The 26962-nt window shown below is 74.1% G+C and carries 16 protein-coding genes and 1 pseudogene; 7 read left to right on the plus strand and 10 right to left on the minus strand.

Going from position 1 to position 26962, the window contains the following annotated elements; genetic code table 11:
• Positions 1-57 precede the first annotated feature (57 nt).
• Positions 58-987, minus strand: coding sequence for a dihydrodipicolinate synthase family protein (locus tag ACSU6Z_RS02140; protein ID WP_437042292.1), 930 nt, complete (start codon positions 985-987; stop codon positions 58-60).
• A 712-nt stretch (positions 988-1699) separates the two neighbouring features.
• Between ACSU6Z_RS02140 and ACSU6Z_RS02145 the strand changes: the two genes are divergently transcribed.
• Positions 1700-3151 (plus strand): amidase, encoded by a 1452-nt coding sequence (locus tag ACSU6Z_RS02145; RefSeq protein WP_437042294.1) that lies wholly within the window; start codon positions 1700-1702, stop codon positions 3149-3151.
• A 433-nt stretch (positions 3152-3584) separates the two neighbouring features.
• On the opposite strand, the gene ACSU6Z_RS02150 is transcribed toward ACSU6Z_RS02145, so the two are convergent.
• The 5 genes from ACSU6Z_RS02150 to ACSU6Z_RS02170 form a co-directional block, all read right to left on the minus strand.
• Positions 3585-4208 carry an acetoacetate decarboxylase family protein gene (locus tag ACSU6Z_RS02150; protein WP_437042296.1) on the minus strand — a complete coding sequence of 208 codons (624 nt, stop codon included), beginning with the start codon at positions 4206-4208 and terminating at the stop codon, positions 3585-3587.
• Between the two features lie 74 nt (positions 4209-4282).
• Positions 4283-4996 carry a GAF and ANTAR domain-containing protein gene (locus ACSU6Z_RS02155; protein WP_437042298.1) on the minus strand — a complete coding sequence of 238 codons (714 nt, stop codon included), beginning with the start codon at positions 4994-4996 and terminating at the stop codon, positions 4283-4285.
• A 266-nt stretch (positions 4997-5262) separates the two neighbouring features.
• Positions 5263-7728, minus strand: coding sequence for a S9 family peptidase (locus tag ACSU6Z_RS02160; protein WP_437042300.1), 2466 nt, complete (start codon positions 7726-7728; stop codon positions 5263-5265).
• Complete coding sequence (locus tag ACSU6Z_RS02165) at positions 7701-9485, minus strand: N-acetylglutaminylglutamine amidotransferase (protein WP_437042302.1); 1785 nt, start codon at positions 9483-9485, stop codon at positions 7701-7703. The genes ACSU6Z_RS02160 and ACSU6Z_RS02165 overlap by 28 nt, the downstream gene beginning before the upstream one ends.
• Positions 9486-9708: 223 nt before the next feature.
• On the minus strand, positions 9709-10896 hold the full coding sequence (locus ACSU6Z_RS02170) for a carboxylate-amine ligase (protein ID WP_437050154.1): 1188 nt from the start codon (positions 10894-10896) through the stop codon (positions 9709-9711).
• Positions 10897-11456: 560 nt separating this feature from the next.
• Here ACSU6Z_RS02170 and ACSU6Z_RS02175 point away from each other — a divergent pair.
• The 4 genes and pseudogenes from ACSU6Z_RS02175 to ACSU6Z_RS02190 all read left to right on the plus strand — a co-directional run.
• A complete protein-coding gene (locus tag ACSU6Z_RS02175; RefSeq protein WP_437042304.1) occupies positions 11457-12125 on the plus strand; it encodes a maltokinase N-terminal cap-like domain-containing protein in 669 nt (222 codons plus the stop codon).
• A 524-nt stretch (positions 12126-12649) separates the two neighbouring features.
• Positions 12650-13873, plus strand: a complete 1224-nt coding sequence (locus ACSU6Z_RS02180) for a cytochrome P450 family protein (RefSeq protein ID WP_437042306.1) — start codon at positions 12650-12652, stop codon at positions 13871-13873.
• Positions 13874-14084: 211 nt separating this feature from the next.
• Complete coding sequence (locus tag ACSU6Z_RS02185; RefSeq protein WP_437042308.1) at positions 14085-14885, plus strand: GNAT family N-acetyltransferase; 801 nt, start codon at positions 14085-14087, stop codon at positions 14883-14885.
• Between the two features lie 665 nt (positions 14886-15550).
• Positions 15551-15747, plus strand: a pseudogene (locus tag ACSU6Z_RS02190) (helix-turn-helix domain-containing protein); the annotation flags it as partial.
• Between the two features lie 325 nt (positions 15748-16072).
• On the opposite strand, the gene ACSU6Z_RS02195 reads toward ACSU6Z_RS02190, so the two are convergent.
• The 3 genes from ACSU6Z_RS02195 to ACSU6Z_RS02205 all read right to left on the minus strand — a co-directional run bounded on the left by ACSU6Z_RS02195 (position 16073) and on the right by ACSU6Z_RS02205 (position 20523).
• Positions 16073-17353 (minus strand): family 1 glycosylhydrolase, encoded by a 1281-nt coding sequence (locus ACSU6Z_RS02195; RefSeq protein ID WP_437042310.1) that lies wholly within the window; start codon positions 17351-17353, stop codon positions 16073-16075.
• 59 nt (positions 17354-17412) lie between these two features.
• A complete protein-coding gene (locus ACSU6Z_RS02200) occupies positions 17413-19710 on the minus strand; it encodes a family 78 glycoside hydrolase catalytic domain (protein ID WP_437042312.1) in 2298 nt (765 codons plus the stop codon).
• Between the two features lie 189 nt (positions 19711-19899).
• Positions 19900-20523: a TetR/AcrR family transcriptional regulator gene (locus ACSU6Z_RS02205; protein WP_437042314.1), complete on the minus strand. Its 624-nt coding sequence runs from the start codon at positions 20521-20523 to the stop codon at positions 19900-19902.
• Between the two features lie 253 nt (positions 20524-20776).
• On the opposite strand from ACSU6Z_RS02205, the gene ACSU6Z_RS02210 reads away from it, so the two are divergent.
• A complete protein-coding gene (locus ACSU6Z_RS02210; RefSeq protein ID WP_437042316.1) occupies positions 20777-22243 on the plus strand; it encodes an MFS transporter in 1467 nt (488 codons plus the stop codon).
• Between the two features lie 529 nt (positions 22244-22772).
• Here ACSU6Z_RS02210 and ACSU6Z_RS02215 read toward each other — a convergent pair.
• Positions 22773-24677 carry a CASTOR/POLLUX-related putative ion channel gene (locus tag ACSU6Z_RS02215; RefSeq protein WP_437042318.1) on the minus strand — a complete coding sequence of 635 codons (1905 nt, stop codon included), beginning with the start codon at positions 24675-24677 and terminating at the stop codon, positions 22773-22775.
• Between the two features lie 288 nt (positions 24678-24965).
• Between ACSU6Z_RS02215 and ACSU6Z_RS02220 the strand changes: the two genes are divergently transcribed.
• Positions 24966-26960: a flavin monoamine oxidase family protein gene (locus tag ACSU6Z_RS02220; RefSeq protein ID WP_437042320.1), complete on the plus strand. Its 1995-nt coding sequence runs from the start codon at positions 24966-24968 to the stop codon at positions 26958-26960.
• The last annotated feature ends 2 nt before the right edge of the window (positions 26961-26962 follow it).

Raw genomic sequence — 26962 nt, forward strand, 5'->3', positions numbered from 1 at the left:
ACGCTCCGGGGCAGAGGGGGGGCGAAGGGTCGAGGGGGAGGCGGGAAGGCGCGGGCGTCAGAGGAGACCGGCCTCGGCGAGGTGGCTGCGGACGCGGTCCACGGCGGCCGGGCCGAGCGGTACCTGTGGTGCGGCGGTGGCGGCGCAGTCGATGAGGCCGAGCAGGTGGGCTGCCGCCTTGAAGGCGCCGATCGCGGAGGAGTTCGGCCCCATGGCGACCGGGTCGCCGGCCTCGGTGAGCGCGAACAGGGAGGCGAGCCGGTCCTGTTCGACCCTGGCGGTCGTCCAGTCCCCGGCCCGCGCGGCCTCGTGAAGCCGTACGTAACCGCGGGCGTCGACGTTGCCGAGACCGGGCACGACGCCGTCGGCTCCGGCCAGCAGCGCGCTGTCGACGGTGAGTTCGGATCCGGTGAGGACGGTGAAACCGCGGGTGCGGCGGCGCGGGTCGACCAGGAGGCGGCGCAGTGACCCCTCGTCGCCGCTGGAGTCCTTGAGCCCGGCGAGCGTCCCCTCGGCGGCGAGGTCGAGCACCACGTCGCGGGGCAGCTTGGTGTGGACGGCCGACGGGATGTCGTAGGCGAACAGCGGCAGGCCGGCGATGGAGCGGATGCGCCGGTAGTGGTCGGCGATCTCGACGGGGTGGGTGCGGGTGTAGAACGGGGCGGTGGCGACGAGCGCGTCGGCGCCCGCGCGGACGGCGTCGGCCGCGCGTTCCCCCACCCGGGCCGTGGTCATGTCGATGATCCCGGCCAGGACGGGGACGCGGCCCGCGGCGGTGTCCACGGCGGCCTCCAGCGCCGTCAGCCGCTGGGCGTCGGTGAGGTGGGCCGCCTCTCCGCTCGACCCGAGCAGGAACAGGCCGTGCACGCCGGCCCCGATCAGGTGCTCGGTGAGCCGGCGCACCGAGGGGACGTCCACCCGTCCGGCCGGGGTGAGGGGGGTGAGGACCGGTGGGACGACGCCGCACAGGGGGAGGGGGAAGGGCATGGGGGGCTCCAGGTATCGCGTTGATCGTCCGGGTTCCGGGCGCTCCGCGGGGGCCGACCGGTCCGCGCCGCGCCCGCGCGTCCAAAGGGGCCGGTCCCGTTTCGGTCCGGGCGGTGGTGGACGGCCTTCCGGGCGCCGTTGCCGTGGGGCTCGCGCTCGGGGGTCCCGGTCCGCGTCCGGCGCTCCGTGCCGGGGGCGGGCCGGGGACGCCGACGGGGATGCCGCGAGGAGGGGACGGCCATGCGGCCATCGTAGGGGGCACGACACGGCGGAAGTCCGTGATCAGGTGATCCGGATCCGGGAGTCCGACGGTCCGTGGGGGCACCGGCCGTGCCCACGGGGGGCGTCCTTCGGCCAGGTGCTGCCGGCTTCCGCGGCCGGAGCTCCGGCGTGGACTCGCGCCGGCCCTGCCGCCCGCCTTCGCTCCCCACGACCTGCGCCGCTCGCGGTCGGCCCGCGCCGCGGGGAAGGCGCGTCCACGCCGGTGCCGATGAGGCCGTCCGGGCGTACGTCGATCCGCAGCCCCGCCGAGCAGGCGGGGTGTCCGGTGAGGGTCTCCTGAATTCCCGGTCCGACACCGGTTCCGCCGCGCGTCGCCGGGGGCGGGTGAATTGTCTGCGGCCGAGCGGAACATGACGAGTATTGAACCGTCCATTCCGTTGTGCGAAACGACATTTCATGGCCTGTCCCGGAGGTCAGTACGGTCGGATTCATGGAATGGAATTTTCCGACGGCCGAACGACTCGCGGCCGCCTTGCGCGCCGGTGAAGTGACCTCGGCGGAACTGACCGACGAGGCGATCGCCCGCATCGAACGGGACGACGACGCGATCAACGCGATCTGCGTGCCGGACTTCGACCGTGCACGGGCCGCCGCGCGCGGTGCCGACCGGGCCCGCGCCCGCGGTGAGGACCGGCCGCTGCTGGGCATTCCGGTGACGGTCAAGGAGTCCTACGACATCGCCGGGCTGCCCACGACCTGGGGGATTCCGGCGCACCGGGACTACATGCCGGCCGAGGACGCGGTGCAGGTGTCGCGGCTCAAGGCCGCGGGCGCGGTGGTGCTCGGGAAGACCAATGTGCCCTTGGGGCTGCAAGACATACAGAGCTTCAACGAGCTCTACGGCACCACCAACAACCCTTGGGATCACGGTCGCACGTCGGGTGGGTCCTCCGGCGGATCGGCGGCGGCCCTGGCGTCCGGATTCGGCGCGTTGTCCATCGGCTCCGACCTGGCCGGTTCGTTGCGCACCCCCGCGCATTTCTGCGGTGTCTACGCGCACAAGCCGACACTCGGGCTGGCGGCGAGCCGCGGCATGGTCCCGCCGCCCGGACCGGCCCTGCCGGTCGAGCACGACCTCGCCGTCGTCGGTCCGATGGCGCGCACCGCCCGCGACCTGACGCTCCTGCTCGACGTCATGGCCGGGCCGGATCCGCTGACGCTCGGGGTGGCGCACGATGTGACGCTGCCGGCCGCGCGGCACGAGCGGCTCCGCGACTTCCGGGTCCTGGTTCTCGACGAGCATCCGCTCCTTCCCACCGGATCCGCCGTGCGGGCGGGCGTGGGCCGGGTGGCCGACGCGCTCGTCGACGGCGGTGCCCGCGTCGAACGGTACAGTCCGCTGCTGCCCGACCTGGCGGAAGCCGCGGTGCTCTACACGCAGCTCCTGTTCTCGGGCTCCGTCGCACGTTTTCCCGTCGAAGCGTACGAGCAACTGCGGATCCGCGCCGCCCGACTGGGCGCGGACGACCGGAGTCTCGACGCGGCGCGGCTGCGCGGCATGGTGTTCAGCCACCGCGACTGGATCGAGGCGAACAGCTTCCGCGAGCTGCACCGCCATGGCTGGCGGCAGTTCTTCGCCGAGTTCGACGCCGTGGTGTGTCCCATCACGCCCACTCCCGCGTTCCCGCACGACCACGATCCCGACCCGATGCGACGCCGGATCGACATCGACGGCGTCGAGCGTCCGTACTTCGACCAGCTCGTCTGGGCCGGCCTGGCCACCATGCCCGGTCTGCCCGCCACCGCTGTACCCGCGGGCCGGTCGCCCGAGGGTCTGCCGGTGGGAGTGCAACTCATCGGTCCGATGTTCGAGGACCGCACCCCGCTGCGGCTGGCCGAACTGCTCGAGCGGGAGATCGGCGGCTTCCAGGCACCGGAGTAGGGCCTGCCGCCGGGGTCCGGTACCGGTGGGAGCCTGCGATCGATCGGCCTGACGGCCCGCGGGGTCACCGGCCGTGCTCGCCGCGGGCGTGCTTCCTCCGGATGCTGCCGGCCCCGGTGGCCGGGGCGTGTCCGACCGGACCTGGGCCGAGGTGCGCAAGCACTGCGCCGGCGACCGGACCGGCGCGCCGGTCCGCCTGGTCTCCCCGATCGACGCGGCCACCCGGATGAACGCGGTCGTCCACGGCCCCGGGGCTCGTACGAGCCCCGGCATGGTCGCCGGTACGTCGAGCCGACCGGAAGGCGGCCCGTCCCGGGACCGTCCGGTCCGGGCCCGCGCGTGCCGCGGACGCCGAGGAGGCGCACCGTCCTTTCCCGCGAAGGGGGCGCCGGACGACGGCGCGGTTGCAGCCGGGCCGTGGGCCGGGCGGAGATCACGGGCGGTGGGGGTCCCTGCCGAACAGCATGCGGGCGTCCTCGTACAGGACGCTCAGCAGCGGGCGGCGCCCCGGCCGGCCGTTCGGGCCGGCCTCCCCGAATTCCCAGGAGGCGCGGGCCGGCCGGATCCGGCCCCGGCACCTGACCGGGCTGACGTGGAGCCGTCCCCCGCGGGTCTGGGCCACGTGGAAGGCCACGGGGACGCGGAGGGAGACCCTCGTGAGGGCACGGAACCGAGCCGCGCACAGGGGCCCGTGCTCTCCGCGCGCCCGCGCGGAGAACGTGCCGTGACCGGTGACCCTGAAGGCGGCGAGCTCCTTCGGGACGCCCCACAGGGCGCGGCCCCCGGCACGCGAGGCTTCGCTGTCCACCCGGATGTCGGTGACCGTCGCCATCAGCCGGAGGCGCCGCCGGACGAGGACCGCCCGCAGGACCTCCCTGTAGCGCAGGACGCCGTCGCCCTCGTACACGGCCCAGGCGGTGACCACCGGCGCGCGGCCGAACAGGGTGACGGGCCGGACTTCCGGCGGCAGCGAGGCGGCCACGTCGCTTCGCGGCGCCGTCCACACGGACGCGTACAGCCGCCCCTCGAGGTACCACGGCTCCGGAGGGTACGTCACGTTGTCCTCTCCGCCCGGGTCGGCCGGCCTTCGGGCCCCGCCCGCCGCACGTGGCGATCCGTCCGGTTGCGGGGTCACGGCGTCCCGGGCGGTTCCCGCAGGACGTCCCGCGTGATGTCGGCCAGCGACCCGCCGGTGCGGAAGGCCTCAGCGCGCATGAGGGCCAGCGCGTCCTCGGGGCTCAGCCCCCGTGCGGCGGTCAGAGCGCCGACGGCACGGGCGGTGTCGAACCAGTGGGCGCGGACGGTCTCCTCCGGCTCCCAGGCCGGGGCCCGGGCCCCGGTGACGATCATGTCGCGGGTGGGCAGGAGGGCCGCCGCCACCGCGTCGGCCACGAGGGACGCCTGGTCCAGCGCCTCCTCCCCCAAGGCGTGCGGGCGCAGGGCGAGCAGGTCGATGGAGCCGAGGACGTAGTCGCCGAAGAAGACGGGCAGCGCGTAGACCGACTCCACCTGCGGCAGCTTCTCCCGCATGCTCGCCCCGAACAGGGGCCAGGGCGACACTCCGGTCCGCAGGTCGTCCACCGCCACGGGCTCACCCTCGCGAGCGGCGGTGATGCAGGGGCCCTCCAACACCGTGAACTGGATCTCCTCCAGCAGCAGCGCGGCGTCGCCGGAGGCGGCGAGCAACTGGCGGGACGGCGTGTCGGTCAGGAGCGACACGGTGGCGCCGTCCATTCCGAGCCCCTCGCCCACCGCCGCGCACACCCGCCGGGGGACCTCCTCGACGGGTACGTCCGCCACGGCCTCCGCGACCATCCGCGCCGCTTTCGTCACGTCGGGTGTCATCGCATCGTCCTCCACGGCTGCGGGAAAGGCGGAACACACGGCGGGAGACCGGCTTCCCGCCCGCCGGGCGCGGCGCGCGGGGGACGCCGCCGCCGGGGTCGCGGCGTCACCGGACGGAGAGGACGGGCCATGTCCACGCAAGTACCCGGCCCGGCCGCGGTCACGCCGGAGGCCGGCGGATCACAGGGCCCCGCCTCCGCCCCTCTCCGCGTGTCGGCGCCGGGCGGCGCCGCGTCCGGGACCGCCCCGGGCCGACCCGGGCCGTCTCAGACCGCCAGGTGGCGTTCGATCCAGTCCGCCGCCGCGCGGCGGAAGAGGCGGCGGTTGTCCGCCCTGCGGAAGTCGTGGCCCTCGTGATGCAGGACGAGGAGCTCCGCCTCCACCCCGCGCTCCCTGGCCGCGCGGACGAACTGCTCCGACTCCCCCGGCGGCACATTGGTGTCGTGCTCGCCGTGGACGGCCAGCACCGGGGCCCGCAACGCGTCGATCCGGCTCATCGGCGACAGGGAGCGCAGCAGGTCGCGGTCGCGCTCCGGGTGGCCGTACTTGTGGGCCGCGGACTGCGCGATCCACGGCTCGGTGCCGGCGAAGAAGGTCGCGAAGTCCGACATCCCGCAGACCGCCACACCGGTGCGGAACAGATCCGGATGCCACACCAGCGAGGCCATCGTCAGATAGCCGCCGTAGGAGCGGCCCATCACGGCCAGGCGCCGCGGGTCGGCCAGTCCGGCCAGGATCACGTGGGCCGCGCAGTCGGCGACGTCGTCGATGGCGGCGAACCGTCCCCTGCCGAGGTCCGCGTCGACGTAGGAGCGCCCGTAGCCGGACGAGCCCCGCACATCGGGTGCGAAGACGTCCAGTCCCCGGCCGAGCAGCTCGTGGTAGACGGGGTTGAACTCGGGGCGTTCCTGCTCCTCCGGTCCCCCGTGCAGGTGGATGACGCAGGGCGCGGGCTCACCGGGCGAGCGGCCCGGCGCGCGGTAGTACCAGCCGCCGAGGGTGAGGCCGTCCCTGGCGACGGGGCGCACCGCCACGGGCCGCACGGGCGTACGGCTGCCCGGGGCCACGTCCTCGTCGCGGGAGGACCACGGGGTGCGCAGGGCCGTGCCCTGCGGCAGCCACCACACGCCGGGGCGGCGCTGCGACCCGGACAGGGCCACGATCGGGCTGTCCGGGTCGTGGGCGGGCGCGATGCGGGTGACCACTTCGTGCGGGAGCGGTACGGCACGGGGGGAACCGGGCGCGTCCGGAAGCGGCGCGTCCCGCGCCTCGGGGGCGGGGGCCTGCCCGTCGGTGCCGGAGGAGGCGGTGGTGTCGGGGGTGAGGGCGAGGATCTCCAGGTCGCTCACCCCGCGCACGTTCCAGGAGAGCGTGGCGCCGCGTCCGTCGTGGCCCAGGGCGAGCAGTTCCAGGTCGCAGTCCGCGCGTTCCGCGACGACGGTGAGGTCCCTCCGCGTGCCGCGCGGGTCGAGCCGGACCGCGTACAGGGCGGCGAACTCCCGGCCGTGGTCGCTGCGCAGCCACAGCGTCCGGCCGTCCGGCGAGAATCCGCCGATCCAGGGGTCACCGTCGGCGACCGGCACCGCGCAGGTGATCCGCAGGTCGTCGGTGCGTACGACGAGGGCTTCCCGGCGTCCCCGCGGTCCCCGGCGCAGCAGTGCCAGCCGGCCGTCGCGGCTGACGTCGCACACCCGCAGGGTGGCCGCGCCGCGTTCGCTCGCCAGGAACACGGGCGCGGAGGCGCTCTCCGGGTCGACGAGGTAGGTGGACAGTGTCAGAGGCGCCGGCCGGTCGGCGCCCGTGGCGGGTCCTGCGGCCCGGACGGCTTCCGCTCGCGCGGACGTCCCGGGCGGCGGTCCGCCCAGGAGCACGGCCCGGCCGTCCCTCGCGGCCCAGCCCGGCGGATGGGAGGAAAGGGCCGTGCCGGCGTCGGCGCGGGAGGGCACGGCGTCCGCGTCGGCCTCGTCGGCGCCCGGGGAAGGCTCGGCGACGGTCACCGCGACGGCCGAGCCGTCGTGCCGCCAGCAGCCCAGGTGAGCGGAGCTGCCCGGCTCGGCGCCGGCCAGGATGCGGCGTCCGGTGCCGTCGGGGCGCACACACAGCACCCGGGTGTGCTCTCCGCCCTCGGGGGCGGTGGTGTACGCGATCCAGCGGCCGTCGGGGGACCAGGACACCTCGATCACCGGGTCCGGGTCGGAGTCCAGCAACTGCGCGTCGGCGCCGTCGACCGGCCCCGTCCACAGTTGCGGTACGCCGGTCCGGTCGCAGATGAAGGCGACGTGCCGCCCGCCGGGGTCCGTGGAGGGGTACCAGCAGCCGTGGGCCGTCAGCAGGTGGGGGATGTCGTGGGCCGCGGCGGCGTCCGGCAGTGGCAGGGGTACGGGGGCGGGCAGCGGCGCCCGGGACGGCGGGCCGCCCAGGGCCTTGGACGGCGCGTCCTGCGGGGTCGGTGACGGCCGGTCGTCCAGGGCCGGGGACGGCCGGTCGCTCGGGGCCGGGGACGGCGAACCGCCCGGGAGGCCCACGGCCCCGGCGTCCCCGGTCCCGGGACGGCCGGCCGCCTCCGGGAGGTCCCCGGCCCGGACGACGGCCGGGCCGACGGCCGAGGGCCCGGCCGGCGCGGCGCCCGCCGGCCGGGGCGGGCGGGCGCCGTCCAGGCGGGTCCGCGGCGGTCCGGCCCCGTCCCGGGGGGCGCGCCCGCCGGTCAGCGGATTCCGTGCGTCTGCAGCCATAGCTCCAGCAATGCCACCTGCCACAGCGTGTTCGCTCCCCGGCGGGTGCGGTGCGCGTTGGGCTCGGCGAGCAACTCGGCGACGTATTCCTGCCGCAGGACCCCGCGCGACTTCGCCTCGGGGGCGGTGAGGGCGTCGCGGACCCGCTCCAGCACCGGGCCGGCCATGTGCTTGATCGCCGGCACCGGGAAGTAGCCCTTGGGCCGGTCGACGACCTCCCGCGGCAGCACCTTGCGTCCGGCGGCCTTCAGGACGCCCTTGCCGCCGTCCGCCAGCTTCAGCTCGGGCGGGCAGGCGGCGGCCAGCTCGACCAGTTCGTGGTCGAGGAACGGCACGCGGGCCTCCAGCCCCCAGTCCATGGTCATGTTGTCCACCCGCTTGACCGGGTCGTCGACCATCATCACGTGCGTGTCCAGCCTCAGGTCCGCGTCGAGCGCCGTCTCGGCGCCCAGGGCCGCCATGTGCTCGCGGACGAAGTCGCCGGAGACGTCGTGAGGAGGAAGCAGACCGGGCTCCAGGATGCGGGCGAGGTCGGCGTGCGACCGGTCGAAGTAGGCGTCGATGTACGCCTCGGCGGCGCGGGGGCGCGGCACGCCCGCCATGGCCGGGTACCAGTGGTAGCCCGCGAACACCTCGTCGGCGCCCTGGCCGCTCTGGACGACCTTGACCTCCTTGGCGACCTGCTCGGACAGCAGGTGGAAGGCGACGACGTCGTGGCTCATCATGGGCTCGCTCATGGCCGCGACCGCCCCGTCCAGTGCCCGGGAGACCCGGTCCGAGGGGACCAGCAGCTGGTGGTGGTCGGTGCCGAAGTGCCGTGCCACCAGGTCGGAGTAGCGGAACTCGTCCCCCTCCTCGTCCCCTTCCGCGTCGAATCCGACGCTGAAGGTGGCCAGGTCGCTCTGTCCCTGCTCGGCCAGTAGGGCCACGATGAGGCTGGAGTCCAGTCCTCCCGACAGCAGCACGCCGACCGGGACGTCGGAGACCATGCGGCGGCGCACGGCGGTGCGCAGCGCCTCCAGCACGGCGTCCGTCCAGTCCTCGGCGCTCATTCCGGCGTGCTCGGGCCGCCGGGTGTACTCGGGCTGCCAGTAGCAGTGGTCGCGGTGGGAGCCGTCCGGCTCGATCACCCGGACCGTGGCCGGCGGGAGTTTGCGCACCCCGTTCAGCACGGTCCGGGGCGCGGCGACGGTCGCGTGCCAGCTGAAGTACTGGTGCAGGGCGGCCGGGTCCAGCGAGGTGTCCACGCCGCCGCCGGCCAGGAGCGCCGGCAGGGAGGAGGCGAACCGGAGCCGTTCCGGCGTCCGCGCCAGGTACAGCGGCTTGATGCCGAGCCGGTCCCGGGCCAGGATCACCCGCCCGCTGTCCTGTTCGACCAGGACGAAGGCGAACATGCCGTAGAAGCGGTCGACGCAGGCCGTGCCCCACTCCTCGTACGCCTTGAGGACGACCTCGGTGTCGGAGTCCGAGAAGAAGCGGTGGCCGAGCGCGCGCAGCTCCTCCCGCAGCTCCTTGTAGTTGTAGACGCAGCCGTTGAAGACGCCGACCACCCGTCCGCCGGGGTCGGCCATGGGCTGGGCGCCGCTCTCCGACAGGCCGATGATCTTCAGGCGGCGGTGGCCGAGGGCGACCGGTCCCTGGGCCCACAGCCCGCGGCCGTCGGGGCCCCGGGGTGCGAGCCGGTCGGTCATCCGCTCGACTGCCGCGATGTCCGGCCGGCCGTCGTCGAACCGGATCTCACCGCTGAGGCCGCACATCAGGCGGACCTCCCTTCGAGGAGGTGCCCTGCCGTCGGCGGCCGTCCGGCGGCCACCGCGCGGGGTGGGAACGGAGACGACGGCGAAGGCAGGGGCGTGCTGGACATGAAGGTGTGGCTCTCCTTGATCACGAAAGTGGGCGTCGGCGCATCCGGCCGGATCGGCGGCCGCTCGGCCGGCGCGGGACGAGACGTACGGGAAGTGGGGTCGGACGGCATCCGGATCAGCCGACCATGTCTCCGGCCGCCGTACCGTGCAGGGACGGGAGGCCGCCGAGGGCCGCGGCCGGGGCGGCCGGCCGCCGGGGCGCGGCGGCGAGACGGCGTGCGGCGTACCTGCCGCGGGTCTCGTCCACCAGCAGACCGACACTGGCGAGCAGGTCCCCCTCCGCGGCCGCGCGCCGCAGCCGGTGCGCAGGACTTCCGTCGCTCAGGGCCTGCTCCAGGAGGGTGTGCACCGTCTCCCAGTCGCCGGACGCCTCCAGCGCCGGGCGCAGCCGGTCCCGCATCCGGCGCAGCACCTCGGCGGCGGGCGCGGCCCGCCGGGTCCGCGGGTCCACCAAGGTCCCCTCCAGGCCGGAGCGGGCCGCCCGCCAGGTCGCGGCGCGCAGCCAGTCGTGGTGGCCGTCGCAGCCGGGGCCGCCGCCGTCCGCCAGCCGCTCGCAGGCGTCGCGTACCAGTGCGCGGAACAGGCCGGCGACCAGCACGACCGTCTCCACCCGCGGGCAGGCGTCGCAGATGCGCAGCTCGAGGGTGCGCTGGTGTGCCGACGGCCGTACGTCGTGGTAGACCATCCCGGCGTCGCTGATGACGCCGGAGGCGATCAGTCCCTCGACGGCGGCGTCGTACTCCTCGGCGCTCGCGTGGCAGCCGACCGGTCCGGCGGTGGGCCAGCGCTGCCACAGCATGGTGCGCCAGCTGGCGTACCCCGTGTCCGCTCCCAGCCAGAACGGCGAACTGGCCGACAACGCCAGCAGGGGCGGCAGCCAGGGGGAGACCAGGCACATGGCGCGGACGGCGGTGTCCCGGTCCGGCACGTCGACGTGCACCTGGGCGCTGCAGATGAGCTGCTCGTCGGCGACCTTGCGGTATTCGTCGGCCATGCGCCGGTAGCGGGGATCGGCGGTCACCTCGCGCGGGCTGATCCGGGCCAGCGGCACCGTACCGGCCGCCGCCACGGCCAGGCCGAGCGAGGAGGCCGCCGCGTCCAGTCGGCGGCGGGCGACGGACAGATCGACGTAGAGGCCGTCGAGGGTGTCGTGCACGCCGCTGTTGCTCTCCACGACCGACTGCTGGAGCTCGGTCGTGAAACCGGGTCTGCGCACCCGGTCGAGCACGGCACGGGCCCGTGGCACCAGCCGCCCACTGCCCGTGTCCAGCACGTGGAACTCTTCCTCTGCCCCGATGCGCATCATGCCGCGTCTCCCCTTGCCGAGTCTTCCGGCCGGCGGCCGCTCCCCGTGCCTCGTGGCGGTCGTGGATGCCGGTCCGTGGTGTGTCGAGTGCCCCGCCTCACCGCTCGGAAGCCTCCTCACCACCACGATGCGCGTCACATGCCTCACATGAGCGGGTCCGCACCGCGGGTCTCCCTGGTGATCGCGGCGATTTCCCGCGCCGGCGGTCACGCGCCGGGAAGCCGCCCGGCCGGGGCGCCACCGCGGTCCCGGTCACCACCCGCACGCCGTGCGCGTGCCCGAGCCCGGCGGCCCGACGCGCCGGTGGGCCGCGGGCGGCCGGTACGACGGCGCCTGCCGCGAGGGGACGGCGCGTGGCCGACCGCGTCGGTACGGGTGACGGCCGTCCGGTGGGGAGGCATCGCCCCGCCCCTCGCCGACCGGCCCTGGTCAGACCTCCGCGAAAACCCCGCGTCCCGTAGCTCCCCCGGGAACCGCCCTGCCGGTGCCGCACGGGTGGGAAGGTAGGCACACCCGCCTCTACTCGCGCCTCTACTCGCAGGGAGAGAATCCTCGCCATGGCCGTCATCCACCACACCGTCATCAAGCCGACCAAGCTCGAACTGCTCGCCTCCTGGCTCCCCGCCCGGCCCTGGTACCGCGGCGGCGCGGACGAACCGCGGCTGGCCAAGGCGGGCGGCTTCCGGCTCGACGATCCGCAGGGCGAAGTCGGGATCGAGTTCATCGTGGTCACCGACGCCTCCGGCGCCCACCCGGTCACCTACCTGGTGCCGCTGACCTATCGCGGGGCTCCGCTGGAGGGGGCGGAGCACGCTCTCGTCGGCACCATGGAGCACGGGGTGCTGGGACAGCGCTGGGCCTACGACGGCTGCCACGACCCGGTACTGGTCGCCCAGTTGCTCGCCCTCGTCGAGGGGCGGGCCCAGGCCCAGGCCCAGAGCGTCAGCGACACCCCCGACCGGGAGGTCACCCGCTCCTACACCGGTGACGGCCCCCTCCACGCGGACTTCACCGCCCTCACCGCCACCGACGACCGGGAGGGCACCGAGCTGCCGGTCGCGCACGGCGCGACCCTGCGCCTCCACCGGGTCCTGCGGCCCGCCCCGGGTGGCCCTCCCGCCCTTCCCCAGGGAGCGTCGGGCCATGTCGCCGGCGCCTGGGACACGCCGGACGGCACCCGTATCCAGGGCCTGTTCGCCGTCCTGCACACCGGCCCCCGGGCCTGAGCCGCGCCCCCTCGGGCGAACAGCCCGCCGGCGCAGGTCACGCCCGGCAGGGGGTCTGACGGATGACGAGCAGGCGGTGCCGGTGCCGCCCGCTTCTCCGAGAAGGGCGCCTTCCCCCGTACACCGGGAGCCGGCCGGACAGGAGCCGAAGCCGCCGACCCCGGTCCGGCCGCCGGGGGCCCGCGGGGAGTCCCCGGACGAGTCCGCCGATCGGGCCCGTCCCTCGCGGGGCGTTCGCCGCGCCGTGTGCCGCGCCGCTCCACGCGCTCCCCGGCTCGCTTCGTCGTGGCCGGTCGGTGTCTTGTCCTCGCCGGGCGCCCCGACGAAGCATGGGCGCTGTCCGTACGTCTGCCGGATCAGCGGAGCGACCGTGGACTGCTCGCCGGGAAGCACGATCGTGCGGCCGGCCCGCCCGCCGTCCTCGCCCGCGGCACGGTCCGCTCCCGCCGGCCCCGGCCTCCCGCGCCACGCCCCGGGAGCCCTTCCGGCCCCCACCCCGCCGCACCCCGAGGAGCCCTCCCCGCATGTCCGAGCAACCGGTACTCGTCCTCGACCCCACCGGATCCGACCACCACGCCGAGCACCGGGCCCTGCGCGCCCAGGGCCCGGCGGCCCGGGTCGACATCCTCGGTGTCCGGGCGTGGGCCGTCACCGACCCCGTCCTCCTCAAGCACCTGCTGACCAGCCCCGACGTGTCCAAGGACGGCCGCGCCCACTGGCCCGCCTTCGCCGAGACGGTCGCCCGCTGGCCGCTCGCGTTGTGGATCGCGGTGGAGAACATGTTCACCGCCTACGGTGACGACCACCGCCGCCTGCGCCGCATGATCGCTCCCGCCTTTAGCGCCCGGCGCGTCGCCGCCATGAAAGGCGTCGTCGACCGCATGGTGACCGACCTCCTCGACCGGCTGGCCGCGCTGCCCGCCGGGGAACCGGTGGACCTGCGCGAGCACCTGGCCTATCCGCTGCCCATCGCGGTGATCGGCCACCTGATGGGCGTGCCCGAGGACCGGCGCGGCGCCTTCCGGGAAGTCGTCGACGGCGTCTTCGACACCACGCTCTCCCCCGCCGAGGCCCAGGCCAACACCGCCGCCCTGTACGAGCAGCTGGACCAGCTCATCGCCGCCAAACGCCGCGCCCCCGGCGACGACATGACCTCGCTCCTGATCGCCGCGCGGGACGACGAGACCGACGGCACCGGCCTGACCGGCCCGGAGCTGCGCGACACGCTGCTGCTCATGATCAGCGCCGGGTACGAGACCACCGTCAACGTCATCGACCAGAGCATCCACACCCTGCTCACCCGGCCCGACCAGCTGCACCTGGTCCGCACCGGGGCCGTCGGCTGGGCGGACATCGTGGAGGAGACCCTGCGCCACGAACCGGCCGCCAAGCACCTCCCCCTGCGCTTCGCCGTCAAGGACATCCCCCTGCCCGACGGGCGGACCATCGCCCGCGGCGACGCCATCCTCGCCTCCTACGCCGCCGCCAACCGCCACCCCGACTGGCACGACGACGCCGACACCTTCGACGCCACCCGCTCCGTCAAGGACCACCTGGCTTTCGGCCACGGCGTCCACTACTGCATCGGCGCGCCCCTGGCCCGTCTCGAAGTGGCCACCGTCCTGGAACGCCTCTTCGACCGCTTCCCCGGCATCCGGCTCGCCGTCCCCGCCACGGAACTGCGGCCGGTGCCCTCCCTCATCAGCAACGGCCACCGGTCCCTTCCCGTCCACCTCCACGCCCTCTAGGCGTGTCGCCCTGTGTCGCCGGGGGCCTGCCTGGCGGGTGGCCCACCGTCGGGCGCGGTGTGTCCGCGGTGGTGACGGCGGGAACGACCGCGTGCAGGCGGACAGCACTCGCCCACCCGGCCGATCACCGGATTCCGCCCGCCGGGCGCGACGCGGGAGCGTATCCTTCCTCGGTCGTCTCTCTTCCGCTCGACCATCTGAGAGGTCCCCGGTGACGGAACTCGCCTGCTCGATCGAATCGATGGAGCAGCTCGCCGCGGTCTGGCGCGCCATGGTGCTCGACCGGACCCCGGACGCCGATGTGCGCGACCTTCCGGGCATCGCCGTCCGCTGGGCCGACTGCAGGTTCCCCTTCTGGAACTGCGTCACGCTGACGGACGTCGGCGCGGACGCCCGGGTGGTCGGAGAACGCCTGCGTGAGGCGGCGGACATCATGCGCGCGAAGACGCATCCGGGCTTCCTGTGGGTCTTCGAGGACCTCCTCGATGACGGCGCACGCGCGACGCTCGACTCGGCGGCCGAAGAGGCGGGACTCTCGTACGCCTTTCCCGGGACCGGTATGGCCGGGGACCTGCTCCCCCTCCCCGAACCGGCCCATCCCGACCTGACGTTCGTGCGCGTGACCACCGACGAGCACCTGCGCGCCTACGCGGACATCAACTCGCGCGCCTACGGGTTCCCCCTGGAGCACGGGCGGGACGGGCTCGTCGGCTCCGCCCTGTGGAAGAACCAGGTGTACGCCTATCTGGGCGTGCGGGACGGTACGCCGGTGGCCTGCGCCGCGACGGTCGAGGCGGAGGGCTGCCTTTTCGTCGTGCTCGTGGCCACGGACCCCGCGCACGAACGCAGGGGTTACGGCGAGGCGGTGACGCGGAAGGCACTGTACGAGGGCGGCCGGGCCACCGGACTGACCCGCGCCGCCTTGCACGCGACCGCCGCCGGGGCGCCGGTGTACCCGCGTATCGGCTTCGAGCCGAACTCACCGATGCGCTTCTACGGCTTGAAGGACTGATCCCACCGCCGGTCGCCCCTTCGTCCCCCTCCGCGTCACGGCGTCCGGCGAGCGGACCGCTCCGGCCCGGTGCGCCGCTGTCGGACCCGGGACGGCCGGCCGGGTGGTGCGCCAGGCCGGCACGTGTGCACCGCGGCACCGGGGCCTCCTGATGCTGCCCGGTGATCCGAGACAACGACGAGTCGTTCAGGAGGCCCCGCCCGCATGTGCCGAGCGCGCCGCGGTCATCCGGACGGGACCTCCGTTCGGCGCGCGTCCTTCGGAATCAGGAGGACGACAGCTGCTCGGACCGGTTCGCCGCCGGGCGCCATTGAGGCCTTCTGCGGTAGCCGCCCGCACGGCGGACGACGCGGGCGTCACCGTTTGCCGCCTTGCCTCGTGGGCCCGCCCGGGCTGAGGGGTGGCGTGGGGGCGGTGCCGTAGCGGCGCTCGCGCCGGGCGTAGTCGGTGATGGCGTTCCACCCGACAATCTCACAAATGTCACTCACGTCGACCAACAACGACCCGCGACACAAAAGGACACGAGAAGGAGTTGGTGAATCAATGAAAAAGATTCGAAAGCATCCTCCTGATTCGATTTTTCAATCGATTGATATCCGGGACCCGGCATTGCTGAGGTTGAACTCGTGGTGTTTTAGGGGCTGACGGGCGGCGGACCCCCCGTGGTGTCACCGGGGCATGCGGTAGCCACGAAGGGCGGGCTGACCGCCGAACGCCGGCGGTTCGGCGAGGGGTTACGGCTCCAGGCGCCGAGCGGTTCGCCCGGGGCGGGACGAGTTCGGTGATCGCCAAGGACCTGCGCGTCGGTGTCCGGTCGGTACGGCGGTGGCGGCGGGCGCGGGAAGAGGACGGACCGCGCGCCGCGTTCGCCGGCCCGCGCGCGTCCGACGCGAGGCGCCGGGTCGTCCGGACGGGCCGACGGGAGGACGACCGGGGCCCGGTACCCCGGCACGGGCCGCCGCCACCCGCTTCCGCGACTCCGTCCGCCCTCCGCGGTGAGGTGGGCGCCTCCCGCACACCCCTCCACCGGCCCCGGAGGCTCCTCGAGGACGGGTCCGGGCAGGCCCGCGCGTTGCCGGTTCCGTCGCGGCGGCGCCTCCTGGCGACCTGCCGGACGGCCCCGGCCCGCCTCGCGTGCACGCGGCGCCGCGGGCTCCACGCGTCCGCCCGGCCGGGCCGTCGTCCGTTCAGGTGCCCGACGGGGCCGATCCGGCCGGGCGGCGGCCGAAGAGCGCGCCCCGGTAGCGTCGCACCACGTCGGCGTAGACCTTCGCGCTCGGCTTCGGGCGGCGCTCGAACGTGTCGCGGTCGACCTCGTGGAGGCCCAGTTGAGCGCCGTATCCGAAGATCCACTCGAAGTTGTCCATGAGCGTCCAGTGGCAGTAGCCGAGGACGGGAGTGCCCGCGCCGGCCTCGGCCACGAGCCCTTCGACGGCGGCGGGGATGAAGGCGGCGCGCTGGGCGTCGTCCGGCGTCTGGATGCCGTGCTCGGTCACGAGGACCGGCACCCCCGCCACCTCGTGGGCATACCGTACGGCGCCGGCGAGGGAACCGGGCGCGATGGCGGTGCCCATGCCGTTGAGCTCGCCGTCGGCCGTCACTTCGCCGTCGGGGCCGTGCAGGATGCGCTCGTAGTTCTGCACGCCGACGAAGTCGTCGTGGCGTGCCTCGCGCAGCCAGTGGTCGTACACGGCGGCGCGCTTGGCGTCCCGGCGCTCCTCGCCGCCGGGAAGCGCGACTTCGTCGGCGATGGCGATGGAGACGCCGACGGGCAGGTCCCCGCGGCGGGCCTTGATCGCCGCGCGGGCCGCGCGGTGGGCGCGGGTGAACGCTTCCTGGAACTCGCCCTGCCGGTCGGCGGGGATGACGTTCGCGGCGGCGTAGGTGTCGCTCCCGGCGGCGCGGGCCGCTGCCGCGAGCATCCGCACCTTGAGGGCCTCCGCCTCGGCCGGCAGTTTCGCGCCCGCCTGCAGTAGTTGCTCCAGGTTGGGTTCGTTGAGGGTGACGCCGTACGCGATCCGGTCGCCGAAGCGCGCCATGACGCGGTCGCACTGCTCGGCGAACCGCTCCGGGGCGTCGGCGGCGGTCCACGAACCGGCTGCCGCGAACCAGTGCGGTGCGGTGAAGTGGTTGAACGTCACGATGGGGGCCAGGCCCCGCTCCAGGCAGCCGTCGACCACGCGCTCGTAGTGGTCGAGGGCTTCGGTGGAGACGACGCCGCGCTCCGGTTCGACACGTGCCCACTCGACCGAGAAGCGGAAGGCGTCGAGGCCCATTCCCGCGACGAGGTCGAGGTCCGTCCGCCACCGGTGGTAGCTCCGGCACGCCGGTCCGCTCGGCTCGCGGAAGAGCGAGGGGGTCGTGTGCTCGAGGAACCACGTGTCGGCGGCGGTGTTGTCGCCCTCGTTCTGGTGCCCTGCGGTGGCGACGCCCCACAGGAAGCCGTCGGGCAGGCCGGTGTGTGTCATGTGCGCTCCTTGCGTTGACGCGGTGGGCCGGTCGGGGTGGGGTGCGGGGCCCGCGGGTGTCACCGTGCGGTCTGGGGCCAGGGGATGTGGAAGCGGTGCCGGCCGGGGCCGATCTCCGCGGGCTCCGTGTCCGGCAGGTCGACCAGCGCGGTGGCGCGGGGCGGCACGAGGACGTCGACGAACAGCGCGGTTCCGGTGATGCGCCACCCCGCCTCGGCCCGGCCGTACGGCGTGTCGTGTTCGGCCCGGGCCCAGGTGAGGCCGCCGCCGGGGCGGGGCCGGACCAGGATCCGGCGGTAGCCCGGCTCGGCGGGGGCCAGACCGGCGACGGTGCGGTGGAGGAAGTCGGCGACCGCTCCGAGGGCGTAGTGGTTGAAGGAGGTCATCTCGCCGGGGTTGACGCTGCCGTCGGGGAGCATGCTGTCCCAGCGTTCCCAGATGGTGGTGGCGCCCATGTCGACCTGGTAGAGCCAGGAGGGGCAGGACCGCTGGGTCAGCAGCCGGTACGCGGTGTCCGCGTGCCCGGTGTCGGTCAGCGCGTCGCACACCAGGGGGGTGCCGAGGAAGCCGGTGCCGATGCGGTGGCCGCGGTCGGCCACCAGGCCGGCCAGGCGGCGTCCGGCCTCGGCGCGTTCGGCGGCGTCCTCCAGCAGCCGGAAGCACAGCGCGAGGGCGTAGGCGGTCTGCGTCTCCTCCGTCAGGCGTCCGCCCCCGGCGTGGAAACGGTCGCGGAAGGCGGCGCGGACCGCGTCGGCCAGGGCGTGGTAGTGCCCGGCGGCGTCCGTGTCGTCCAGTACCTCGGCGGTCCGGGCCAGCAGCCGCGCGGAGCGGGCGAAGTACGCGGTGGCGACCAGGGCGGAGGAGGTCATCGCCCGGCCGGGGTCGTCCGCCGGGGCGGTCGGGTCCAGCCAGTCGCCGAACTGGAAGCCCTCGCCCCAGACGCGGCCGGGCCCGGCGATGCGGTCGACGGCGTCGACCCACGCCCGCATGGAGGGGTACTGGGCGCGCAGCACCCCGGTGTCGCCGTAGCGCTCGTACAGCACCCAGGGCACGATGACCGCCGCGTCGCACCAGCCGGCCATCGGCGGGTTGCCGGGCGGCAGGGGCACCGGGGTGATCACCGGGATGTCGGGGCTGAACACCGGGGGGATGCGCCGTTCGTCGGCGTCCTGGTCGGCGGCCAGGTCGCGCAGCCAGGAGCGCAGGAAGTCGCGCACGTCGTAGAGGAAGGCGGCGGTGGGGGCGAAGACCTGGACGTCGCCGGTCCAGCCGAGGCGCTCGTCACGCTGCGGGCAGTCGGTGGGTACGTCGACGAAGTTGCCGCGCATCCCCCACACCACGTTCTCGTGCAGGCGGTTCAGGGACGGGTCCGAGCAGGAGAACCAGCCGGTGCGGCGCAGGTCGCTGTGGAGGACCACGGCGGTGACGTCGGCGGGATCCGGGTCGCCGGGCCAGCCCTCGACGTCCGCGTACCGGAACCCGTGGAAGGTGAAGCGGGGTTCCCATTCCTCGCCCGCCGGGTCGCCGCGCAGGGTGTAGCGGTCGGTGGCACCGGCGTGCCGCAGGGGGCGCGTGCACAGTTCGCCGCCGTCCAGGACCTCGGCGTGGCGGAGGGTGATGGTACGGCCGGCCTCGCCCCGGACGCGGATGCGCAGCCGCCCGACGAGGTTCTGGCCGAAGTCGAGGACGGTGCGGCCGGACGGTGAGGTGGTGAGGGCGACCGGTGCGACGTACTCGGTGCGGCGCACCGGCGGGCTGTCGGCCGGGAAGAGCACGGACGTGTCGAACTCCACGACGTCCACCGGCTCCCACGCCGAGTCGTCGAAGCCGGGTTCGCTGAATCCCGTCCGCTCGCGGCGGGCGTCGTACTCCTCGCCCTCGTACAGGCCGGCGGCGAGGACGGGGCCGGGGCTCCAGCGCCAGTCGTCCCCGGTGGCGACGGTGTCGGCGGAGCCGTCGGCGTACTCGATGCGCAGTTCGGCGAGGAGGCCGGTGCGCGGGCCGTAGATGTCCCGGGTGCCGCCGTTGAAGCCGAGCAGTCCCCGGTACCAGCCGTCGGCGAGGTGGGCGCCCCAGGCGTTGCGGCCCTCGCGGACCAGTCCGGTGACGTCGAAGCTCTGGTAGCGGTGGCGGTGGCGGTAGCTCGTCCAGCCGGGGGCGAGGACGTGGTCGCCCACCACCGTGCCGTTGAGTTCCAGTTCGTACACGCCGAGGGCCGTGACCCGGAGCCGGGCCGACCGCACGGCCGGGCGCGCGGTGAACTCGCCCCGCAGCAGCGCGGCCGGGCGGGGCCCGTCGGCGGCCGTGGAGCCGGAGGGGCGGGGGCTGATGACCCGGGCGGTCCATTGATGGTGCATGACGGCCTTCCTCAGCGCCGGGGATGAGCAGGGTCGATCATGCGACCAACACTTAGTGATTACTAGGCGTTCGGGCACGTGACGTATGACACACGGGTGTCCACCTGTCGGTTTTCACGGTTTGAGTGTCAAGGGCATGACAACATCATGGCCTTCGCGGCACCGGGCGGCCCACGGCCCGTCGGTCCCCTACAGCCCCTGCCCGTCGGCGGAGACGGACCGCATGAGGCGGTCGAGGTGGCCGCGCATGACGGAGATCAGGTCGAAGGAGCGCCCCGCGGCCAGCCACTGCTGGCGCAGGCCCGCGTCCATGGCCGCGCACTCGCGGGCGATGGCCTCGTGGTCCAGGCCGGCCCTCAGCTCGCCGTTGCGGCTGCCGGAGCGCAGCCGGTCGGCGAGTTCGCGCACACCCTTCTCCTGCCACGCGGTGAAGTGGTCGTGGGCCGGGTGGTCGGGCGCGGTCGCCTCGGCGGAGAGGACGACGGCCAGCTCGATCATCCCGGGCATGGTCAGCCACTCGGCGGTGTCCTCCAGGTGGCACCGGAAGGCGTCCCGCACGGAGTCGGAGACCCGCCGCCACTGCGTGTCCATGCGCTCGTGCCAGTACTCGACCACGGCCAGCAGGAGCTGCTGCTTGTCACGGAAGTGGTGCAGCAGTCCCGCGTCCGTGATCTCGGCGTCCCGGGCGATGCGGGCCAGGGAGGTCTTGCGGTACCCGTCCTGACCGAAACGCAGGAGCGCCGCCTCGAGAATCTGCGTGCGCCGGGCCCGGCCCGCCGTGTAACCACCACGTGGTCCCCTGGGTGTCGCCATGGGAGAACCGTACCGGGCGGCCCGCGGGGGAAGACCGGCACCGGCCGGCCGAGCGCCGGCACGACGACCGAGTGGCGTGCATCACACTTTAGAAACCTAGCGTCCACTAGGTGTTCAGGTCATCATCGCAGTCACGCGTCGGCGGGTCGCCGCGCCGCCACCTCTCCACGAGCGGTGTGCAACGGCCGGCCGCCCCCTCCCCCACGCCCCCGCGCTCCCCTCTCTCAGGCACCTCCGTGAAAGGAGGGCTGGCATGACACCGACGTCGCCACGCCCCTCGCTCGACCGCGCGCCGTCCGCCGACCAGGACGGGCGGTGGACCCCCCGCCGGGTCGCGCTGCTGATCGCCCTCGCCTGGCCCACCCAACTGCTGGCCGCCGGCGGCATCCTCGGTGCCAACGCCACCGCGAGCGTGGCGCAGAGCTTCCACACCACCCAGGTGGCGTGGTTCGGGCTCACGCTGACCCTGGTGTCCACCCTGCTCACACCGTTCGCCATCAAATTGGGCGACCTGTACGGCAAGAAGCGCGTCATGCTCGCCATGACGGTCCTGGGTGCCGTCGGCGAGGCCCTGGCGGCGCTGGCCGGCAGCTTCTGGCTGGTGCTCGTCGGCCGCGCGATCGCCGGTTTCTACGGCCCGTTCGGCGCCCTGTCCTTCGCCGCCGTGCGGGACGTCTTCCCACGCCGGCTGGTGAAGCCGGCCAGCGCCATCATGGGCAGCAGCGTCGGGCTGGTGGGCCTGGGCACACCGTTCCTCGCGGGCTGGCTCGTCGACACCTGGGGCTACCGGGGCGCCCTGTGGTTCCTCGCCGCCGCCACCGCCGTCGCCTGCGCGCTGGTGGCGCTGCTGGTGCCCGAGACTCCGCGCCACGCGTTCGACACGGGGTTCGACTGGCTCGGCGGCCTGGTCCTCGGCGGTGGCCTGACCTCCGTGATCTACGCCGTCGGCCAAGGGCAGAGCTGGGGCTGGTCCGACGGCCGGACCCTCGGCTGGCTCGGCGCCGGGGCCGCCGCGCTGGTCGCTTTCCTGTTCGTCGAGCGCTCCAGCGCCCACCCCATCCTGGACCTGGGCGTGCTGCGCCGCCGTCCGGTGGCCCTGGCGCTCACCGCGGGCGGCCTCGCCCAGACGGTCGCGTTCACCATGCCCGGCCTCGCCATCCTGCTCGCCCTCTTCCCGCACATCCCCGGCGTCTCCGCGGGTCTCGGCTGGACGGCGCAGCACAACGCCGTCGTCAGCGTCAGCTGGAACCTGGTGATGTTCGGCACCGGTCTCCTCGTCAGCCGCTACCTGCGCCACCTCGACCCCCGCAAGGTGTGGTGCGCCGGCCTGGCCGCCATGGCGACCGGCTACACCCTGGCCGGCTTCTTCCACGGCAACGAACTGGAGCTCATCCTCACGTCCTGCCTGGCCAACGTGGGCTCCGGCATCGTCGTCGCCGGGGCGCCGGTCCTGGTCGTCGGGGTCGTCTCACCGCACGAGCAGGGGCTGGGCAGCGGCATGCTCAACCTGCTGGTGAGCCTGTTCGGGGCCGTCGTCACCGCCGGCGCCTACGCCCTCCTCAACGCGCACAGCACGGTGTTCGAGGGCACCGCCTTCTACCAGGACGCCGGTTACGCCTGGATGTTCTGGCTGGGCGCCCTGGTCACCCTGGTGGCGCTGGCGCTGTCCCTGTTCATCCCGCCCCTGCGCGACCCGGACGAGGAGACGCGCCCGGCCTGAACCACCGCCGGACGGCCCGCACGATCGTTGCCGCGGCGCTCCGGGCGGCCGTACGCTGAGGGATCTCCACCAGCGGCGCACAGCGGCGATGCGGGGAGGCCGTACGCATGCCAGGACCGGTCGAGGAGAACCTGCACGAAGCGTTGCGGTTCCGGGAGCAGGGCCGCGACCGTGAGGACGCCGGGCAGTTGGTGCGGGCGAATCATTTCCACGTTCGCGGGCTCGGCAGCTTCCTGAGCTACGTGAAGCCCGCCCCCGGTACCCGACCGGCCGACGCCTACTACGCGTTCGGCGTCCTCGGCAGGGAAACCGCCCGTCCGTCCGCCCGGTTGAACCAGGACGAGGCCCTGCGAACGCGCGGATGGCGCTGGCCGCCCCCCACCGCCACCACCTGGCCGACCCGACGCCGGGATCCCGCGCCCGCCGCGCACCCGCAGGCCGTCGCGCGGGTCGCCGGCCCGGCGGTGGGGATCAGCGGGCCGAGGGGTGTTCCCGGTGCCGGACGGGCACCCCTTGCCGAAGCCGTCCGTCAGTCCCTGCCGATGACGACCACTTCGTCCTCGGCCGTCCAGCGGCGCCGCTCGTCCTTGGGCGGATTGATCCGCACTCCGTAGCCGGGGCCCGTCGCCGAGTCGTCGTGGCTTCGGTAGCCGATGGCGCAGTCGCCGCGGTGACGTGCCGCGGCCACCACTGTGGCGAAGGACGTCTCGCTCCCGGGCAGTACGTAGTCGGTGGCCGGCCGCAGGCGGACCCCGGTGCCGTCCGCGGAGAACAGCTCCTCGAACACCGCCGCCAGGTGCCGGTTCTGGGATATCTGCGCCATGAGCAGGCCGATGAGCTTGCCACTGATGATCACGTCGGCCCCGGGGCCGATGGGGGCCAGCGCCCGGTTCCGGTCGTCGATCAGCTCGGTGACGACCGGCAGTTCGCGCCCGGTCGCCTCCTCCAGTTGGCGCAGCAGCAGGAGGGTGACGAGCGTGCGGTTGTCGGGGTCGTCCGGCGGCTGTCCGGGGAGGGGGTCCCGCCCGAGCACGATCACGCTGTCGTAGGAGTAGACGTCCAGGCGCCGCAGGGTCTCGGGACGGGTGACGTCCCCGTGGTGCAGTGTCAGGCTCAGATCGGCACCGCTGTTCGCGTCGGCCTCGCTCACCTGCCGGGCCGTCGCTTCGCCCCGGTCCGCCACCACGTCGACGACTGATCCGGGCCGGGCGCGGCGTCGCAGCTGGTCGACTATGAGCGGTGCCCGGCGGTTCCAGCCCAGCAGGAGAACCCGCTCCGCTCGCACGGGCGCCGGAGGGCCGGCTGCCATCGCCTCCTCCTCGACCAGCTCCACACAGTCGCCCAGCCAGGCCGTGTCGTCGTCACGGGAGATGACGACGAGCAGGTCGTCCGGGGTGACGGGCGTCTGCGGCGGCGGGTTGAGCAGGGCGGTGCCCCCTCGCATCAACCCGACCACGCTCGACGTCGGATAGGACAACAGCGCCTCCCCGAACGGCCGGCCGGCCAGGGCCGGCTCGGCGATCAGGTAGAACTCGTCGCCGGCGAAGTCGAGGAGCTCCTGGTGGACGAGGGAGAGCCCGGGGCGGCGGGCGGCCTGGACGATCAGCCGGGCGGTGACGGTGTCACTCTCCAGGACGATGCCGTCCGGTCCGGCGGCGAGACACGCGGCCAGGCGGTACCGGTCGTCCCGGACGGCGGCGACGACGGGCGGGCGTTTCCCCTCCCCGGCCAGTGCCGCCCTGAGCGCCAGCAGTGTCTTGACCACCTCGGCGTCGGCGTCGGCGTCGGGCCCGTCGTGCGGCAGGATCAGCACGACGCCGGCCGTGGCCGGGCTCGTCAGGGGGAGCACGGCCGGGTCGGTGGTGGGGCCGCTGCGGCAGATCAGCCGCGTACGGCCGGTGGCGCCCACCTTCGTGCTCAGGGCCTCCTCCATGAGGGTCTTGTCCCGGTCTGCCAGCACCGCCACCGCGCCGCGCCGCTGGTTGGCGTTGGCGGCCACCAGTTCGCTCACCACCGTGAAGACCTGCTCCGACCAGCCCAGCACCACCGCGTGCCCGTGTTCGAGCACGGTGGAACGGCCCCTCCGCAGCGCGGTGAGCCGCTCCGTGAGCGCCGTCGTGATCAGGCCGACGAGCGTCGAGACGTACAGCAGAGTGACCAGTGCGAGCAGCACCGACATCGTCACCCTCAGCGGCGTACCCGTCACACCGCCCAGCCGCAGTGTCTCCCCGGTGAGGTGCCACACCCGCGCCAGCCGGTCCGTCAGGGACGCCGGCGCGTCGGGGTCGGTCCACACCAGCACCGCACTGGCCGGGACGACGACGGCCAGGCACAGCAGCGCCATCCAGCCGACGAGGGCGGCGGCACCGCGGGCCAGCGTGCTGTCGAACCAGTAGCGGACCCTGTGACCGAACGGAGTGCGCCGCTGCGCCATCCTTTCCCCCTCCCTCGCCTCGCACCCTCGCAGGGCCGTGCCGGCGCCGCGTACGCGATGCGCCGCGCGGGCCCGCCGCAGAGCACGGAGTGGATGCGCATGTCGCAGTGTGGAGGACCGGCCGCCGCGTCAGGCGGAGTTCGCACGGCGTTCATCCCTTCGGGTTTTCCGTCCGGTTCACGCCGGCGGATCCACGGTGACGTCAGGACCCGCCGCAATTAACTCATTCGGGTCAACGCCGGAGGGAAGGACGGACGTCCTGTCACGGCCGCCGGTACAAAGGCCGCCATGACTGAAGATCACGCGGTGGCGCGTTCAGAAGGCGGTCTCTCCCGCAGGAGCTTCACCGCGGTGGCCGGCACGGCCACCGCGGTCACAGCCCTGGCCGGCGGCGTCTCCGCGGCCCTGCCCGCGCCGGCCGCCCCGAGCGACAAGCGCGGCGCCGACTTCGACCGGTGCCTGGCCGTCGCCCGCGCACTCCTCGTACTGGACGCCGACAACCGCCCCCTCGTCCCGCGTTACCAGGGCGTCCTCCAGAAGGGGTTGCCGGCCCAGCGACGGACACGGCCCAAGAACGTCCTGGTCATCGGCGCCGGCCCGGCCGGTCTCGTGGCCGCCTGGCTGCTGAAGAGGGCGGGCCACCGGGTGACGGTGCTGGAGGCCAACGGCAACCGGGCGGGCGGACGCGTCAAGACCTTCCGCACCGGTGGCCACGAGCGCGCCGAGCAGCCCTTCGCCGATCCCCGCCAGTACGCCGAGGCGGGTGCGATGCGCATCCCGGGCAGCCATCCCCTGGTGATGGAGCTGATCGACCAGTTCGGCCTGAAGAAGCGGCGCTTCCACTACGTCGACGTCGACGGCGAGGGGCGCCCCGCCGGCCGCACCTGGATCCACGTCAACGGCATCCGCGTGCGGCGCGCCGACTACGCCCGCGCGCCCCGGCGCGTGAACCGGTCGTTCGGCGTCCCCCGGGCCCACTGGGACACCCCCGCCGCCACCATCCTGCGTTCCGCGCTGGATCCGGTGCGCGACGAGTTCAGCGTCGTCGGCCGTGACGGCAAGCGCGTCGACAAGCCGCTCCCCGAGCGGTTGCAGGGCTGGGCCCGCGTGGTGCAGCGGTTCGGTGACTGGTCGATGTTCCGCTTCCTGACCGAGCACGCCGGCCTCGACGAGCGGACCGTCGACCTGATCGGCACCCTGGAGAACCTCACCTCCCGCCTCCCCCTGTCCTTCATCCACAGCTTCATCGGCTCCTCCCTCATCAGCCCCGACACGCCCTTCTACGAGCTGGAGGGCGGCACGGCCGTGCTGCCGGACGCCCTGCTGGAACGCGTGCGCAAGGACGTGCGGTTCGACCGCCGTGTCACGCGCATCGAGTACCACCACCCGGACCGTCCGTCGCCGGACTCCGGGCACGTCCGGGGCAAGGGTCCGCACGTGTGGGTGGACACCGTGTCGGAGGGCCGCGGCGGTCCCGTCGTACGCGAGCAGTTCACCGCGGACGTCGCCGTGGTCACGGTGCCGTTCTCCGGGCTGCGCCACGTGCAGATCGCCCCGCCCTTGTCCTACGGCAAGCGCCGGGCGGTCAGCGAACTGCACTACGACAGCGCGACCAAGGTGCTGCTGGAGTTCAGCCGCCGCTGGTGGGAGTTCGACGAGGCCGACTGGAAACGCGAGCTGCGCGCCATCGACCCGGGCCTGTACGACGCCTACCGCACCGGCCGGGCCGCCACGGACGGCAGCCTGCTCGGCGCCCACCCCTCCGTGCCCGCCGGGCACATCACGGCGGGCCAGCGCACCCACTACGCCGCCAACCGCGCGGTCGCGCGGGACCAGCCGGAGGCGGTCGACGTGGTGGGCGGCGGCTCGGTGTCGGACAACGCCAACCGGTTCATGTTCCACCCGTCCCACCCGGTTCCGGGCAGCGCGGGGGGTGTGGTGCTGGCCTCCTACACCTGGGCGGACGACGCCTCGCGCTGGGACTCCCTGGACGACGACGCGCGGTACCCGTACGCCCTGTGCGGTCTCCAGCAGGTCTACGGCCAGCGCATCGAGGTCTTCTACACGGGTGCGGGCCGCACACAGAGCTGGCTGCGCGACCCCTACGCCTACGGGGAGGCGTCCGTGCTGCTGCCCGGGCAGCACACGGAGCTGCTGCCCGCCATCCCCGCGCGTGAAGGGCCGCTGCACTTCGCCGGGGACCACACGTCCGTCAAGCCGGCGTGGATCGAGGGAGCCGTGGAGTCCGCCGTGCGTACCGCCTTGGAGATCCACACCGCGTGAGT

The organism is Streptomyces sp. enrichment culture (assembly GCF_964273145.1).
GTDB lineage: Bacteria > Actinomycetota > Actinomycetes > Streptomycetales > Streptomycetaceae > Streptomyces.

Bases quoted from the DNA above. Each gene is read 5' to 3' on its own strand.
- ACSU6Z_RS02145 (WP_437042294.1), top strand. From the start codon at position 1,700: ATGGAATGGAATTTTCCGACGGCCGAACGACTCGCGGCCGCCTTGCGC.
- ACSU6Z_RS02180 (WP_437042306.1), top strand. From the start codon at position 12,650: ATGTCCGAGCAACCGGTACTCGTCCTCGACCCCACCGGATCCGACCAC.
- ACSU6Z_RS02215 (WP_437042318.1), bottom strand. From the start codon at position 24,677: ATGGCGCAGCGGCGCACTCCGTTCGGTCACAGGGTCCGCTACTGGTTC.
- ACSU6Z_RS02140 (WP_437042292.1), bottom strand. From the start codon at position 987: ATGCCCTTCCCCCTCCCCCTGTGCGGCGTCGTCCCACCGGTCCTCACC.
- ACSU6Z_RS02170 (WP_437050154.1), bottom strand. From the start codon at position 10,896: ATGCGCATCGGGGCAGAGGAAGAGTTCCACGTGCTGGACACGGGCAGT.
- ACSU6Z_RS02175 (WP_437042304.1), top strand. From the start codon at position 11,457: ATGGCCGTCATCCACCACACCGTCATCAAGCCGACCAAGCTCGAACTG.
- ACSU6Z_RS02210 (WP_437042316.1), top strand. From the start codon at position 20,777: ATGACACCGACGTCGCCACGCCCCTCGCTCGACCGCGCGCCGTCCGCC.
- ACSU6Z_RS02165 (WP_437042302.1), bottom strand. From the start codon at position 9,485: ATGTGCGGCCTCAGCGGTGAGATCCGGTTCGACGACGGCCGGCCGGAC.
- ACSU6Z_RS02160 (WP_437042300.1), bottom strand. From the start codon at position 7,728: ATGGCTGCAGACGCACGGAATCCGCTGACCGGCGGGCGCGCCCCCCGG.
- ACSU6Z_RS02200 (WP_437042312.1), bottom strand. From the start codon at position 19,710: ATGCACCATCAATGGACCGCCCGGGTCATCAGCCCCCGCCCCTCCGGC.
- ACSU6Z_RS02195 (WP_437042310.1), bottom strand. From the start codon at position 17,353: ATGACACACACCGGCCTGCCCGACGGCTTCCTGTGGGGCGTCGCCACC.
- ACSU6Z_RS02220 (WP_437042320.1), top strand. From the start codon at position 24,966: ATGACTGAAGATCACGCGGTGGCGCGTTCAGAAGGCGGTCTCTCCCGC.
- ACSU6Z_RS02155 (WP_437042298.1), bottom strand. From the start codon at position 4,996: ATGACACCCGACGTGACGAAAGCGGCGCGGATGGTCGCGGAGGCCGTG.
- ACSU6Z_RS02205 (WP_437042314.1), bottom strand. From the start codon at position 20,523: ATGGCGACACCCAGGGGACCACGTGGTGGTTACACGGCGGGCCGGGCC.